This window comes from Mesorhizobium sp. M0410 (assembly GCF_040321435.1).
In the GTDB taxonomy this organism is placed as follows: Bacteria; Pseudomonadota; Alphaproteobacteria; order Rhizobiales; family Rhizobiaceae; genus Mesorhizobium.
This window is the reverse complement of the sequence record NZ_JAMYRN010000003.1, coordinates 367,797-381,753: the sequence shown is the minus strand read 5'-3', so window position 1 is coordinate 381,753 and position 13,957 is coordinate 367,797. Positions and strand designations below refer to the sequence as shown.

At 62.0% G+C, this 13,957-nt stretch carries 14 protein-coding genes and 2 pseudogenes; 9 read left to right on the top strand and 7 right to left on the bottom strand.

The window, feature by feature from the left end; all coding sequences use genetic code 11:
- Nucleotides 1–5: 5 nt before the first annotated feature.
- The 5 genes and pseudogenes from NKI63_RS05895 to NKI63_RS30700 form a co-directional block, all read left to right on the top strand.
- The gene (locus NKI63_RS05895) at nt 6–746 is read left to right on the top strand and encodes an aspartate/glutamate racemase family protein (RefSeq protein ID WP_352506250.1); all 741 of its coding nucleotides are present in this window, start codon (nt 6–8) and stop codon (nt 744–746) included.
- Nucleotides 747–848: 102 nt separating this feature from the next.
- On the top strand, nt 849–1,553 hold the full coding sequence (locus NKI63_RS05890; protein WP_352506251.1) for a GntR family transcriptional regulator: 705 nt from the start codon (nt 849–851) through the stop codon (nt 1,551–1,553).
- Between the two features lie 722 nt (nt 1,554–2,275).
- The gene (locus tag NKI63_RS05885) at nt 2,276–3,418 is read left to right on the top strand and encodes an MFS transporter (RefSeq protein WP_352820729.1); all 1,143 of its coding nucleotides are present in this window, start codon (nt 2,276–2,278) and stop codon (nt 3,416–3,418) included.
- Between the two features lie 687 nt (nt 3,419–4,105).
- Nucleotides 4,106–4,297 carry a DUF6494 family protein gene (locus NKI63_RS05880; protein ID WP_023679340.1) on the top strand — a complete coding sequence of 64 codons (192 nt, stop codon included), beginning with the start codon at nt 4,106–4,108 and terminating at the stop codon, nt 4,295–4,297.
- A 179-nt stretch (nt 4,298–4,476) separates the two neighbouring features.
- A pseudogene (locus NKI63_RS30700) lies at nt 4,477–4,597 on the top strand (AAA family ATPase); the annotation flags it as partial.
- A gap of 526 nt (nt 4,598–5,123) precedes the next feature.
- Here the strand turns inward: NKI63_RS30700 and NKI63_RS05875 are convergent.
- The 3 genes from NKI63_RS05875 to NKI63_RS05865 all read right to left on the bottom strand — a co-directional run bounded on the left by NKI63_RS05875 (nt 5,124) and on the right by NKI63_RS05865 (nt 7,528).
- On the bottom strand, nt 5,124–5,516 hold the full coding sequence (locus tag NKI63_RS05875) for a hypothetical protein (protein WP_352820707.1): 393 nt from the start codon (nt 5,514–5,516) through the stop codon (nt 5,124–5,126).
- Between the two features lie 198 nt (nt 5,517–5,714).
- Nucleotides 5,715–6,809, bottom strand: coding sequence for an S-adenosylmethionine:tRNA ribosyltransferase-isomerase (locus tag NKI63_RS05870; protein ID WP_352478392.1), 1,095 nt, complete (start codon nt 6,807–6,809; stop codon nt 5,715–5,717).
- Entirely contained in the window at nt 6,806–7,528 is a 723-nt protein-coding gene (locus NKI63_RS05865; protein ID WP_352478390.1) for an SDR family NAD(P)-dependent oxidoreductase, read from the bottom strand. The genes NKI63_RS05870 and NKI63_RS05865 overlap by 4 nt, the downstream gene beginning before the upstream one ends.
- An 85-nt stretch (nt 7,529–7,613) precedes the next feature.
- Between NKI63_RS05865 and soxR the strand changes: the two genes are divergently transcribed.
- The 3 genes from soxR (at nt 7,614) to NKI63_RS30695 (ending at nt 10,138) form a co-directional block, all read left to right on the top strand.
- A complete protein-coding gene (gene soxR / locus NKI63_RS05860) occupies nt 7,614–8,048 on the top strand; it encodes a redox-sensitive transcriptional activator SoxR (RefSeq protein ID WP_127862987.1) in 435 nt (144 codons plus the stop codon).
- Between the two features lie 1,108 nt (nt 8,049–9,156).
- A complete protein-coding gene (locus tag NKI63_RS05855; RefSeq protein ID WP_352506254.1) occupies nt 9,157–9,951 on the top strand; it encodes a Crp/Fnr family transcriptional regulator in 795 nt (264 codons plus the stop codon).
- Nucleotides 9,905–10,138, top strand: coding sequence for a DUF6894 family protein (locus NKI63_RS30695; protein ID WP_502894195.1), 234 nt, complete (start codon nt 9,905–9,907; stop codon nt 10,136–10,138). Before NKI63_RS05855 ends, NKI63_RS30695 begins: the two co-directional genes overlap by 47 nt.
- On the opposite strand, the gene NKI63_RS05850 is transcribed toward NKI63_RS30695, so the two are convergent.
- Both NKI63_RS05850 and NKI63_RS05845 read right to left on the bottom strand, forming a co-directional pair.
- Nucleotides 10,036–10,548, bottom strand: coding sequence for an OmpA family protein (locus tag NKI63_RS05850; protein WP_352478386.1), 513 nt, complete (start codon nt 10,546–10,548; stop codon nt 10,036–10,038). The two genes, NKI63_RS30695 and NKI63_RS05850, sit on opposite strands and share 103 nt — an antisense overlap.
- 10 nt (nt 10,549–10,558) lie before the next feature.
- Nucleotides 10,559–11,218 (bottom strand): L,D-transpeptidase, encoded by a 660-nt coding sequence (locus NKI63_RS05845; protein ID WP_254817044.1) that lies wholly within the window; start codon nt 11,216–11,218, stop codon nt 10,559–10,561.
- Nucleotides 11,219–11,801: 583 nt separating this feature from the next.
- Between NKI63_RS05845 and NKI63_RS05840 the strand changes: the two genes are divergently transcribed.
- Nucleotides 11,802–12,053: a hypothetical protein gene (locus NKI63_RS05840; RefSeq protein ID WP_352736944.1), complete on the top strand. Its 252-nt coding sequence runs from the start codon at nt 11,802–11,804 to the stop codon at nt 12,051–12,053.
- An 81-nt stretch (nt 12,054–12,134) separates the two neighbouring features.
- Here the strand turns inward: NKI63_RS05840 and NKI63_RS05835 are convergent.
- A pseudogene (locus NKI63_RS05835) lies at nt 12,135–12,312 on the bottom strand (FAD-dependent oxidoreductase); the annotation flags it as partial.
- Nucleotides 12,313–12,406: 94 nt separating this feature from the next.
- On the bottom strand, nt 12,407–13,738 hold the full coding sequence (locus NKI63_RS05830) for a PQQ-dependent sugar dehydrogenase (protein ID WP_352820704.1): 1,332 nt from the start codon (nt 13,736–13,738) through the stop codon (nt 12,407–12,409).
- Between the last annotated feature and the right edge of the window lie 219 nt (nt 13,739–13,957).

The window sequence follows — 13,957 nt, the reverse complement described above, 5'->3', positions numbered from 1 at the left end:
CGCAAATGGACGTACTCGTCGTCAATCCCAACACCACCGCGTCCATGACCGAAAAGATCGGCGAGGCGGCGCGCCGCGCGGCTTCGGCCGGCACCAGGATCATCGCCGTCAATCCGAAGGACGGGCCGCCGAGCGTCGAAGGCTATTTCGACGAGGTCTTCGCCATCCCGGGAATGATCGGCGAGATCCAGAGACATCCGGCGGCGAGCGCCTGCGTCATCGCCTGCTTCGACGACACCGGCCTCGACGCAGTACGCTGCGTCGGCGAGATGCCGGTGGTCGGCATCGGCGAAGCGGCGTTTCACATGGCGAGCCTGATTGCCGGCAAGTTCAGCGTGGTGACGACGCTGTCGCGTTCGGTGCCGGCGATCGAGCACAATCTGGTGCGCTACGGCCTCGCCAGCCGCTGCGCCAGGGTGCGGGCAAGCGACGTTCCCGTTCTGGAGCTCGAAGTGCCCGGCTCCAACGCCCGCCATCGAATTTCGGAGGAGATCGAGCGCGCCATCCGCGACGACCGGGCCGAAGCGATTGTGCTGGGATGCGCCGGCATGGCCGACCTCGCCGCCGCGCTCAGCCGCGAACATAGCCTTCCCGTGCTCGACGGCGTCGCCTGCGCAGTAAAACTCTGCGAGAGCCTCGTCGGCCTTGGCCTGTCGACCTCAAAGCGCGGCGGCTACCAGGTTCCACTCGAAAAATCCTTCGCCGGAATCTTTGCGCCCTTTTCGCCCTCCGGCCGTCTATCCTGATGCGTGCAAAATTGTTGACATTCCCACACAGGATGTTCGATGTGCGGCCGGAAACGCGGTGTTCGTGCCGCTATGCGATCCGGCCGCCGGGACAATGAGACGATGGACCTGCTTGGGCCAAAGCCACGGGATGGCGACAAGCCGACGATGCGCTGGTTTCCGGTCTATGCCGGCCTGCGCGACGCCATCGTCAGCCACCGCCTCGCACCGGGCACAAAACTACCCGAGGACGAACTCGCCTCGATCTATTCGGTGAGCCGCGCGGTGATACGCGCGGCGCTGCAGGCGCTGTCGCATGACCGCTTGGCTCGGCTCGAGCCGAACCGCGGCGCGTTCGTCGCCCAGCCGACCAAGCAGGAAGCGCGCGAGGTCTTCGAGGCGCGGGCGCTGATCGAGCCCAAGGTCGCGGCGCTTGCCGCCGAAGTGGCAAAGCCGGCCGAGATCGCGCAACTGCGGCTTCATCTCGAAAAAGAGCACGAGGCCCTGCATGCCGGCCGCGACAGCGACGCCATCATGCTGTCGGCAAAATTCCATGTCGGCATAGCCGAAATCGCCGGCCATTCTATCCTGACCGCTTTCGTCAAAGACCTGCTGTCGCGGTCGTCGCTGATCATCGCGCTCTACTGGCGCCGCCGCGACACCACCTGCGAAAGCCACGCCCATCACGCCCTCGTCGATGCCATCGAAAAGCACGACGCACAAAACGCGTCCGACCTGATGCGAAGCCATCTCGTCGAACTTCTGTCGGGCCTTGATCTGTCACTTGGCGAGAAGAAGCCCGAGAGCCTGTCGGACATCTTGCGCTGATCTGCGCTGTCAAACTCTTCGCCAAGCTTCGCATTGCAGATGTCGTCGCGATGCTGGACGAATATCGGATCACCCGCAACCGACACCGGCCAACGAAGCTCGCGCGTAAGTGGCCGCTCTCAAAGGTAGTTAAGCCGAAGTGCCATACTTGATCGCCCCCGATTGGGCGCTCACGGCGAAGCCAGGATGCACGTCACCCCGCAATCCTGACCTGGCGCCTACCCCTGAAACGTCCCAATGCGACATTTCTACTTGCCAGCAACGCGACATTCGAACTTGGTTGCAACATGATCCCCGGTTGATTGGCGATCCTGCTCCCGGTCCACCGGGTTCCGAAACGGCACTATCGCCATCTTGGGACGTTCAATGCAGGGAACTTCGCGATCCGACCCTTCTCGGACCTTCCCTGAATGCAAGATCACGGGCAGGTTCTGACCCTCATTCCCGACCTTGACAGCCAAGTGCAATATGCGCCAGTTGCGTCTTCGGTCGTTGCAAGCCGTTGACACGATATGATTCAGCATTGTTGGGCGGTAGCCCGAGGATTGAATCCGATATTCGCCTTGCTGGAATGTCTAATGCGACTGCGTCATGATCTTTCCGGCCCTGTCGAGCGACGCTGCCAAAGCCGGTGACGCCAATGCAGGTGACGAGGTCAGGCTAGATCAGTGCAGCAGATCCGCCCGGCGACTTTTCTTTTTGCGGCCCGAGCCCTGCGGGACATGGGCGACGGCTTCGTGGCCGTTCTGTTGCCGGTCTATCTCCTCGCATTAGGCTTCGCGCCTCTGCAGGTCGGCATCATTGCAACCGCATCGCTGCTCGGTTCAGCGCTCTTGACCATCGCCGTCGGACTCCTTGGTGCCCGACACGATCACCGCCAACTCCTGCTTACCGCCGCCAGTCTGATGGTCGCCACGGGTGTGGCCTTTGCTGTCGTCCACGACTACGCGCTGCTTTTGGTGATCGCCTTCGCAGGCACCATCAACCCGTCGGCCGGCAGCGTCAGCGTATTCGTGTCCTTAGAGCATGCCGTGCTAACACGCGAAGTCACCGACGCCGCGCGGACCAAGATGTTCGCGCGCTACAGCCTTGTGGGTGCGCTCGCAGCCGCGGTTGGCGCGCTCGCTTCGGCGACACCTGATCTTCTGGCTCCAGCCGGCCTCGATCAACTCACCGGCATCAAGGCGATGTTCGTGCTCTATGCGTTGCTGGGCCTGCTCGGCGGTCTCCTTTACGCGCAGATCCCGCAGCGCCGTCCAACGTCGGACTCCGGCAGCACGTCCGCGCTTGGCCCCTCGCGGAATATCGTTTTCAGGCTTGCGGCCCTTTTTAGCCTTGATGCCTTTGCCGGCGGCTTCCTCGTCCAGTCGTTGCTTGCCCTGTGGCTTTTCGAAAAATTCGACCTGTCGCTTTCGGAAGCGGGCTTTTTCTTCTTCTGGTCCGGCGTCCTTTCGGCGTTCTCATTCCCCGTTGCCGCCTGGCTGTCGCGGCACATCGGACTCATCAACACGATGGTGTTCACACACATTCCGTCCAGCATCGCCCTGATGCTGGCGGCGCTTGCGCCGACGCTCCCTCTGGCGCTCGCCCTGCTGCTGATCCGTGCCGCGCTTTCGCAGATGGACGTCCCGACGCGCTCATCTTACGTCATGGCGGTCGTCACGGAGGCGGAGCGGGCAGCAGCCGCGAGCTTCACATCGGTACCTCGCAGTTTGGCTGCCGCAGCCAGTCCCGCCCTGGCGGGCGCTCTGTTCGCTGCCTCGTTCCGGGCATGGCCCCTCCTGATCTGCGGCACACTCAAAATCATTTATGATCTGCTGCTGCTGATGCAGTTCCAGAACGTCAAGCCGCCAGAGGAACGCTGATATTTGGCTTGCTTGACCCACCGGGAGGGATCAATCGGGAAGGCAAATGTTGGAAAGGTGATCGATCACTTCGGCTCTGACTCCGGACTTGTCGAATGCCTAATGTGACCCGACATCCTCGACGCGAGGCCTGCAGACCATCACCCGCCAGCGCAGCAGACAACGAAAGTCTCCGCTGGGCTCTGCCGATCAGGCAGGCCGTGCTTTGTAAAAGCGGCACCAACCATCGGGGCTGATTTCACCTGCGACAATCTCGGATGCATTCGGCTTCAGGAAATGGGAGCACCCGGCCCAGCGGCGACCTTTGTTTGGAACATCCTAATAAAGCGCCACAGGCTTTGGGGTTGTTTCGGCGGCCGCGCCGCAGGCTGACCTGTCATGCAGGAAGCAAGCCCACCTGCACCGGCAATCGCCGCGCCGGTCATCGACACCTTAAGAATTTCCGGCGAGACAGCGCTTGGCCTGGCTCACGTTGTGCCAGAGCAAGGCCGAGATGGCCGTCATAGTGCTCCTTCTGCGCAAAATGTCGATCGGTTCCACTCCTCCTGCCAGGGGTCGATCAAGTTTAAGGACCCGACGTCTCCTCCCGGCTCCAGGTCTATTTCGATAAAACCGTGCGTCACCGTCCTGCTTCCTTGATCCCTTGCCTTCCCTTACAATCCCTTCCGGATACAGAGGAGTTCCGCCATGAGCGAAGACGCCGTCAACATGTCGATCCGCAAGTTCCTGAAGGAAGTCGGCGTCACCTCCCAGCGCAAGATCGAGGAGACGGTGCGCGAAGGGCAAATCGGCGGCAAGAAACTGAAGGTCCGCATGACGCTGACGGCGGAAGGCACCGGCCTCAACCACGTGGTGGACGGCGAGATCGAACTTCCATAAGCCGGGCGAAGCGACCTAGCGAAACGGCCGAGGCGGCCGAAAGCGGTCGAGACGGATCAGCGGTTGGAATGGCGTCTGGCCGTGTGGATGTAGTACCGTTCACCCCACGCTCTTGCGACTCTGACGGAACGCGAAACACCGATCCTTTCCAGTCGTTGGTTCAACGAATCTATGGAGGCGCCCGACGAGGATATGCGGTTGTCGAGGAACCGGGCCGACGTATCGTCGCGGAGGAACTTGATCGGAACGGCGATGTGCTACCCCTGGGTTGACGCGGCGGCGTTCGCCCGCTGCGCCGTTACGTGAAGCGGCCGGGCGACCGTCTCCAACGCCGGTTGCCCGTTTGAAACTCGAGCGCGGCCGCAGCATCGATTTGATCTGTCGCCGGCGCGCAGCCTCTCCAGCGCCTCCCATTCGCCATGCAACCATTTCCAAGGCTGGCAGGCTAATTTTGATGGGGCGCACCTCGTCCACTCTGGCGCCCGATCCCATATCGCTTTGCTCAACGACGAATGGTCCTGTCATCGCGGCCATAGTCGGCCGCTGATTTGATATCCCGCAGTTCATCGGGCCGCATCAGGACGGATCGAGGGGGCGCCCTGTTTCTGGCGCTGTTTTGACAGGGAGCGCGTTGATCATTCGGCTCATCGCGCCTTTGTCGGGGCTGCAAAGACGGCCGGACCATATTGGCAGCGCTCATCACGGATAGAGGAACGGCGGCGCCCCGTTCGCCCGGTATCAGGGAACGATATCGCCCCCCATGTATTAGAAACTGATGGACACTATGGAACCCCACGGCCACGGGATAGCGGCCGATATTTTGACATCAGAAGTTGCCATTGCCAGGCAGCGCATCCATCGGACCGAGCTCGCGCTTCAACGCACTGAAGAAATGCTGGCCAAGAATCTCGCGCTGCGCAGCAGGATACGAGCTGCGGTCGAGGCCGCAGACCGCTTGGTGAAGATCGATCCCCCCAGCTTTGAACGGCGTCGCCCAGGTTGAACTGGGCCGGCGCTTCATTCGTCGCGCCCCCACCGGCCACCGGCGCCACCACTCAAGCACCGCGGCAACCATGTCCACAGACAGCGAGCGCGGTTCATCGTGGGCGGACTGGTGCTCGGCCAGGAACCGATCGTCGTCCATGCGGCCGATGGCTTCAGCGACGTGGGCCAGCGATTGGTCGATCCAGGCCACGGCGGAGCGATCGGTCGACGTCATGCCGACGGCTCGGTGTCGGGGATGCTCGGGGCGGCAGTGGGTAGTGGTACACTCGCCGGAAAGGTCGGCAATTGGCGCGTTGTGCCGGTTCGGAACCGGGTGGACCTGGGGAGAATCGTCAATCAACCTTGGGTCTGTTACACTTCTCCGAAGCTGACGTTCGCGGTGCGGCCCGGAATGCCACCGAACCTGCCGACATCATAGCCACGCCTCGAGTAGAGGCTTCGTCTCGAGCACCTCGGCACGGTTCCGTTCGCGCGATAGAAGCAGCGGTTGGCGATTGAGCAGCATGGAGTCGCCGAATTCATGCGCGCGGTATCGATACGCGGTGAAGGCTGCGGAGGCCTTAGCGAGCAGAGCATCATCGGCAAAGGCGCGCAGGAGCTCGAAATGGCTTTCGCCGGGCTGGTGGACGCCTGTGAGAATCGCATCGACCACGCGAAGCCGCGTGCCCCGCGCGATGCGCCCTGTCGCAATGCCATTTCCGGCACGCACATTGCCGCCGGGATTGGCGGCTGCTTCAAGTGCGCGCACTACGCTTGTGCCGATCGCAATGATGCGGCTGCCGCGCAGCTTCGCCCGCGCGACCTGCGCCGCGGTGCGCCCAGGGATGCGGTATGGCTCGTCGAAGGGAAGGCGCGAGTCGAGCGCGGGATCGCCGGTGGAAGACACGCCCGCAGCATGCGTGAGTGTTGCAAAGCCAACGTCGTGCCGACGCCAGGCTTGGAGCGTGCGCCAGTCGAGCGCGAAGCCTGCCGACGGCGCCTCGAACGCGACCGGCCCGGCGGCAATCTTCGTCCAAACATCCCACAGTGCCAACGGCTGGGGAACATGCGCGTATTGGATCGGCCGGCCGTGCTGCGCCAGTCCTGCAAGCACCGCTGCGCGGTTGCCTGGGAAGTGCAACTCGAGAAGGCGTGGATGGTCGAGAAGGCGCTCGACGACGGCGTCAAGCGAGCCGAGCCGGAGGCGATCGCCTGGTGACAGCGGAGGTGGAGGCAGCCGGTCTTCCGTGCGCGTGCGGTGATCGCCCGAGCCGAAGGCAATCGCCACGAAACGGGTTGGATCGGGAAGTGACAGCCAGCCCGCCAGGCGGATCTCGATCGCCTCACCGCTTGGGACATGCGTGCCGTGCAAGCTGGCAGGCAAGGTCGCGGCGTCATTGGCGACGACCTGATCGCCGGGACCGAATAGCGTCGCGATTCCAGCGCGCGGCAGGTCGCGCATCGTGCCGTCCGCCTCGACGACCAACAGCCTGGCTGCGCGCCGATCGGAACGATCGGCGGCAATCATGCGCATGCCCCGGCGTGAAGCGTAGCGCGGACCTGTAACGCGTCGATCATCTTTTCGATGATCTCGGCAGCAGCCAGTTCGGGGCGTTTCAATGTAGACGGATCGGCGTCAGGAAGCGCTAGCGCGTGCAGCGGGGTGTCCATGTCGCCAGGGTCGGGTGCGAGGAGCCGTATGCCGTCGGCTTTCGCCTCCTCCTCCCAAATCGCCGTCAGATGGGCAAGAGCGGCCTTGCTCGCCCCATACGCGCCCCAGCCGGGATAGGCGTTCACCGCCGCGTCGCTGGAGATGTTGATCACCATCGCGCCACGGCCCTCGCGTGCGGACGCGGCAAGCGCACCGAACAGGGCCTTCGTCAGCCGGAACGCGCCGACCAGGTTGACCGCGAGCGCCACTTCCAGCTCCTCGCACTCAGTATCGGCGAGGAGCGCCAGAGGGACAGGGCCGAGGCTCGAGGCATTGTTGATCAGGACGTCGAGCCCGCCGAGGCTGGCAGTGACCTGTAGTGCGATCGAGTAGGTGTCCTCCTTCTTGCCGACGTCGCCGACAATGCCGTGCGCGCCCGTCTCGTCAGCGATGCGTTCGACATTCGCGGCGGTGCGAGCGACGAAGGCCACGCACGCACCCTGCGCGGTCAGCTGCCGCACAAGCGCCATTCCGAGCCCGGAGGTGCCGCCCGTGACCGCCACGCGAAGTCCTTGAAGATCAATATTCGACTGCATTGCCGGTGCTCCTTCAAGCTTTATGGCCCTTGCTACAAGTTCAAGTTAACTTGAAGTCAAGCGGGAATCGTGCTTTCGTTCATGCATGGATTCCATGCTGACCATCACCGACGTGTCGCGGCGCAGCGGCGTCGCCTCATCGGCCCTGCGCTTCTACGAGGAGCGCGGGCTGATCGCGTCCGAGCGGGCCGGCTCGGGACACAGACGCTATCCGCGATCCGTGCTGCGCCGGATCGCCTTCATCGTCTTCGCGCAGCGAATTGGGCTGACGCTTGAGGAGATCGGCGCCGAGCTCGCCAAGTTGCCAGCCGATCGCGTGCCGTCGCGTCGGGATTGGTCGCGGTTGTCGGGCCAGTGGACTAAGCGCATCGACCAGCGCATCGCCGAGTTGCAGCGCCTGAGGTCCGGGCTTACCGAGTGCATCGGTTGCGGCTGTCTGTCGATCGACCGGTGTAGCCTTGCGAACCCTGCCGATATGGCAGGACGCAAGGGGCCGGGGCCGAGGTATTGGCTGGGGTGAGTTGGCAGCGTGCCTGTCACTATTGCAGGACTCGGCAGCGCAAGACTTCGCCAAGTGCGAGACGCTGCGGCCCGGTAAGGTTCAGCGGCGGTATTGTTCGTCGCTGACTTTCTCCATCCGCTCGACGGCCTTGCCATCAAGTGCTTGCGTCGTCCTGCCAGACGGTCGTTCCTTCTAAAAACGCGGCTGCATTTCAGCAGGCCAAGCGAAATAAGGAAATACGTCGAACTGCTCCGGATGCGGCAGTCATCAACCTCTTCAGTCCCGCCCGAAACGTTTGAGTATTGGAGCCGTTGCGCGTTGGCACAGGCTGATCGGATTGATCGGCGGTTGGGGAACCTTTCCAATCGTTGGTTGATCGCCCGAACGGTACTGCATTCGGTACCGCATGACCCAAGGCTTTACGTTAAGTATCCGAATTTCTCAGCTTTTTCGGCGCAGTTCGTCCCATCCATCATCGTCCCGACTCGCAATTTCGAGTTCGTGGTTGCTCGATCTCGATTTGCTGTCAGGCCGCTTGCCGACGATAGCAAAAGAACGCCTCTTCGATAGTGGGTCTTGCGATGTAGCGGTCTCCCGCTACCAAGAATTTCTCAAGTAAACTTGACAATCGGCTAGCCCTTAAAGCTGGCCGATTGTGTTTCGCCATGTTGCAAGCAGCCACCGGTGATTTGCAAGGATTTCCTGCGACACTCGGCAAATCCACGCGACACGCGCGCGACATGGATTGACCTCTTCAGGAACCGGCTTCGAACCTGGCCCTGGCAGCTTGGTTCCTTTCGTTATGCTTGCCACCGAGGCCGCGCGAGCGAACTTGCTGACACGTGGCTACTGGTGCCCAAACTGCCGAAATCAGTCTTGGGGAAAGACCACTACCAGGAGCGATTTGGTACGCATTTCTAGACCAGAACCGTGGAAAGCAAGTCTGCATTTAGACATGTCGGTACGAATCTGTACCTAAGCTCCGATCTGACGCTGAAAAATGCGTTCACCATTGCTTCGCAAGGATCTGAGGAGGATACGATCGCTTGCTGATCGTTAGGGCGCAAGCGGCTGAGAAATGGCTGAGGTGTGCTCGTGCTCTTGCTCCAAAACGGAGGCTGTGGGCATGGCTCAGCTTCAGCAATCGATCCTTCGCAACCGTCTGCTGGCTTCGTTGTCGCCTGACGACTTTGTCCTGGTGCAGCCGCACCTGGAGGCGGTGTCGTTTGGACTGCGCGAACATCTGTTCAGAGCCGATCAAAGGATCACCCATGTCACCTTCCCCGAATATGGGGTTGCCTCAATCGTCGCCGACACCGGGGAAGGACGGTTCGAGGTCGGCATGGTGGGATCGGAGGGCCTGGTGGGTGCCCCCATCGTGCTCGGCGTGGACCGTTCGCCGCACACCTGCCTGGTCCAGGTCGCAGGCGAAGCATTCCGCATTGGGGCGGGCGAGCTACAGGCCGCTATGGACCATAGCCCCGCGCTGCGCGCGCTCCTTCTGCGTTTCGTGCATACCTTCATCGTGCAGGTCAGTCAGACGGCCTATGCCAACGCCGGCTACTCCGTCGAGGAGCGGCTCGCGCGCTGGCTTCTCATGACGCACGACCGGCTAGAGCAGGACGACATGCCCATCACCCACGAATTCATGAGCATTATGCTGGGCGCGCGTCGTCCGGGCGTGACACTTGCAGTGCAGATGCTGGAGGGCGCCGGTGCGATCAGGGCCACGCGTGGTCGCGTCGGGATGAGGGATCGAGCGAAGCTGGAACAGATCGCCGGCCAGTCCTACGGCTCGCCGAGAGGGAATACTCCAACGTATTCCAGTTCCCGATCAAGCGAGAGAGAGATGAGTGGCGGACTTGCGTTACTTCATGAACATTCGTTACCGCGGTCGGCTGATACCCGATCACGAAGGTGACGAACTGGCAAACGTGGAGGATCTGCGCGAGCATGCGCTCGCCACCGCGCACGATCTCGTCTTCCGAACCCGCATGGACAGCCTCTACGACTCGTCCCTCTCATCGCGCAAATTAGACACAACGCGGCGGTTCTGCGACCTGCAGGCGGTGTCCGGGCAGTCGCGGACGAGCCTGTCCTTGCCGTAGCCCTTGGCCCACATGCGGTTGCGGTCTATGCCGCCGGCGGCGAGGTAGTCCATCACCGCATCGGCGCGCTGCTGCGACAGCGCCATTTCACTTGCGCCGGGATCGTCGGCGAAACCCTGCAGCTTGAGCAGCCAGCGCGGATGCTTTGTTAACCAGGCGATCTGGGTGTCGAGGGTGGCCTTGGCGACAGAATCGAGCGCGGCCGAACCTTGCGTGAAATAGGTGCGGCGGCCGACATTGAGGATAAAATCCTCCTCGCTACCCGGCTGCACGTTCTGGAAGCCGGCAACCTCGGTGTTGGTAATGTCAGGCGTGGAAGGGGCGAGCGTGTTGCTGGTCGAGCAGGATGCGACCAGCATCAGCAGGCCGGCAGCGAGCAGCCGGCGCGTGTTTTCAATCATACGGTTCATGAGGCGCCAATCATTCGACAGTGGTGGAAGCGGGCGCCTGGTCGGCGATGTGCGGCAGGACCTGCACCGCGGTGCCGATCGGGCAGCGCTGGTAGAGGTCGATGATGTCTTCCGGGAACATGCGGATGCAGCCGCTGGAAGCGTCGGTGCCGATGCTCCATGGCTCAAGCGTGCCATGCAGGCGGTAGCCGGTGTCAGCGCCGTCGCGGTGCAGATAGAGCGCGCGCGGCCCGAGCGGATTGTTGGACGCGCCGCCTGCGATCATGGGCGGTAGTTCCGGCCTGCGCTTACGCATTTCGGGGGGCGGGACCCAATCCGGCCACAGCGCGCGGCGGTCGATCGTCGCGCGGCCGTACCATTTGAAGCCGTCCTTACCGACGCCGACGCCGTAGCGGATGGCGGTCTTGTTTTCCATGATGACGTAGAGGAAATGGTGGCGGGTATCGACCACGACGGTGCCGACCGGCTCGCTGCTGAAATACTTGACGATCTGGCGATGCCATCTCTTGTCGATCTTGGCGAAGTTGGTCTTGCGATAGACAAAATTGTTGTCGCTGGCGGTACCCGCGAAAAAGGATTTTGCCGCCGCGGCTTGAGCAATATTGCTGGTTGCACCCACCGCGACCAGCGCCAGGCCGCCGAGCACGACACCCCTGCGTGACAAAACCATCGGCAATATCCCCCATGCCAAAAGCCTAGCTCAACCATAGTTGAGAATTACTTCGCCTCAAAGTGGAAAATGCCGCGTTGCTGCAGTCCGCCGGAAGCGGACTGGCGGGCGGTGAACAGATGCCATTCCAGCACTCCGCTGTACGCGCCCGCCGGTGCCGCAACGAAGCTGCGCCGAGTTAGCCTTGAGCACGAATGTGCATGACGGAGACGAGCCAAATCCCGTCGTCGACTTTGGTGATTCCGAGCCTCTGGCCGGCGAGCGTTGCGCTCGAAGCAGAGCGGTCGCGCTATTCTGCCAGCCTCCTGCATAGCCGCATTCCGTCGCGATCGACTGCATCGCTCTCAGAAGGCGCCCGGCGGCGGAAACGGCTAAAACGCCTGCTTTTTCGCCGGCAGCTCAGCCGCTTTCCGTCGAAGGGTGAACCCGTTGCCTAGTCCGAAATGGTTACTTGCGCTGCAGCTAATGTAGTCACATTCTTGGGCAGTCGGAAGCCGCATGGATCGGCCAGGCGCGAGTAACCTCTTCGCCGGCGTCTCAAGGCAGTCGACCACACGTTTGCGGTGCTCTAAGGGGGGAATCAATGAGATTGGCGATTATTTGTGCGGCAATGGTGATTGCCGTATCCACCGCAGCCGTTGCGCACGAGAAAAAGAGGGTGGTCAACACAGCGTCGGCCTGCGCCGACGTGTCGCGCAGCACGATCAAGAAAACCAGGGAAACAAAGCTGGATCGCAGTTCAACCGGAACTGCCTCCAGCGGGATTTCGAAAGGCAAATCGGAGCCGCGCCTGGGCTATGAAATGGTTAATCCTGCAATCATATCGATCTATTAGCTGCGGAAAAGCAGGCAAGTCTATCGGCGTCCCGGCTACGCAGGCTTGATCCTGCGGGACAGAAGTTGCCACTGCCTGCGCTCAATGTTTGATGCGGTCGCGCCGTGCGTACCAAAGCATGCCGAGCACGTGGAGCGGGCCGCTCAGCGCCGTGCCGCCGGGGAACGGCAGCGTCGACAGGTTCACCCTTGCCCGAATAGCCATGCGCAAAATAGACCTCGCCGTAGCGGCCGACATGCGGCAGGCGCGGTGTCGTCAACTGGCATTTGCATTGAGTCGCAGCCGAATGAAAGTCATATCGGGCGTGGCGCTGTAGCCGAAGGCTGAGGTCGGAATCAGAAAGGCACCTACGCTCAACGGCCATTCGCCCGGCGGACCCGCCAGATGACATTACCGACGTCGTCGGCGACGAGCAGTGCGCCAGTCTGATCGATAGCTACGCCGACTGGACGGCCCATCGCCTCGCCATTACGCCCGATGAAGCCAGTGAGCACATCTTTCGGAGGGCCGCTCGGTTTGCCACCACGGAACGGCACGAAGATCACCTTATAGCCGCTATGCACGCTTCTATTCCACGAGCCGTGCTGGCCGACGAAGGCGCCGTTGCCGTAGGCCGGACCGAGCCGGGCGCCTTTGGAGAAGGTCAGTCCCAGCGAGGCGGTATGAGAGCCCAGGGCGTAGTCGGGCTTGACCGCCGTCGCCACGAGATCGGGGCGCTGCGGCTTGGCGCGTTCGTCGACGTTCTGTCCGTAGTAGCTGTAGGGCCAACCATAGAAGGCGCCGTCACGAACCGAGGTCATGTAATCCGGCACGAGGTCGTCGCCGATCTCGTCACGCTCGTTCACGGCGACCCAAAGCTCGCCAGTTTCAGGATTCCAGGAGAGCCCGTTCGGGTTGCGCAGGCCCGAGGCGAAGACCCGAGTACGACGGCTCGACCGATCCACTTCAAGGACAGCGGCGCGGTTCTTCTCCGCGGCTATGCCGTTTTCTCCAACGTTGCTGTTGGAACCAACGGTGACATAGAGCTTGCGTCCATCCGGACTTGCGATCACGTCCTTGGTCCAATGATGGTTGAGGTCCCCGGCCGGCAAGTCGATGATCTTTTCCGGCGACGTGCTGACTCGGGTCTGGCCGTTGGAATAGGGGAAAGCGACAAGCGCGTCGGTATTCGCGACAAAGAGCTTGCCTTTGGACAGCGTCATGCCGAACGGCGAATTGAGGCCTTCCGCGAACGTCGTTCGCACATCCGCAATGCCGTCGCCATCAGTGTCGCGCAGGAGCGTGATGCGGTTGGCGCTTTTGGTTGCGGCGCCGGCCCGCTTCATAGCCAGGTCCATGAAGACCTTTCTAAGACTGAAGCCTTCGTCATGCTTGGCAGGGGCATTGGTATCAGCAACCAGCACGTCGCCGTTCGGAAGCACATGCAGCCAGCGCGGATGGTCGAGGCCGGTAGCGAAGGCGTTCACTGCCAGCCCCTTCGCCGGGGTCGGCATACCTCCTTTCTGCCAGCCTTTCGCCTCGGCGATGTTAACAGTCGGGATCAGCGTCGGTCTTGGTTTCGGTAAAGTGGGGTTGGGGCCATAGCCGATTATTGCCTCGGCTTTTTGCGCCGGAATGCCAGCGCAGCTCGCCATGACGGCTCCCAACACCGCTACGAGTACGCTTCCTCGGAAGCCGGCATGCATCGGAAGTCCCTTCGCATGGATTTGCGTCGTGCTCTTTGTGTAAACGGAAATCAGTGGCTTATTCTTCCAATTGCTTCGAAACAGCGGCGCGTGATCCGAGGGCCAGGAATTCGCGACAGATCTGCTCTCGGTAGAAATATGGCGCGAGGAGATTGTGGCAACCGCCCGAATATCTGTCGCGCGATATGAATCTCACATTCGTATCGCGCGAAATCGATA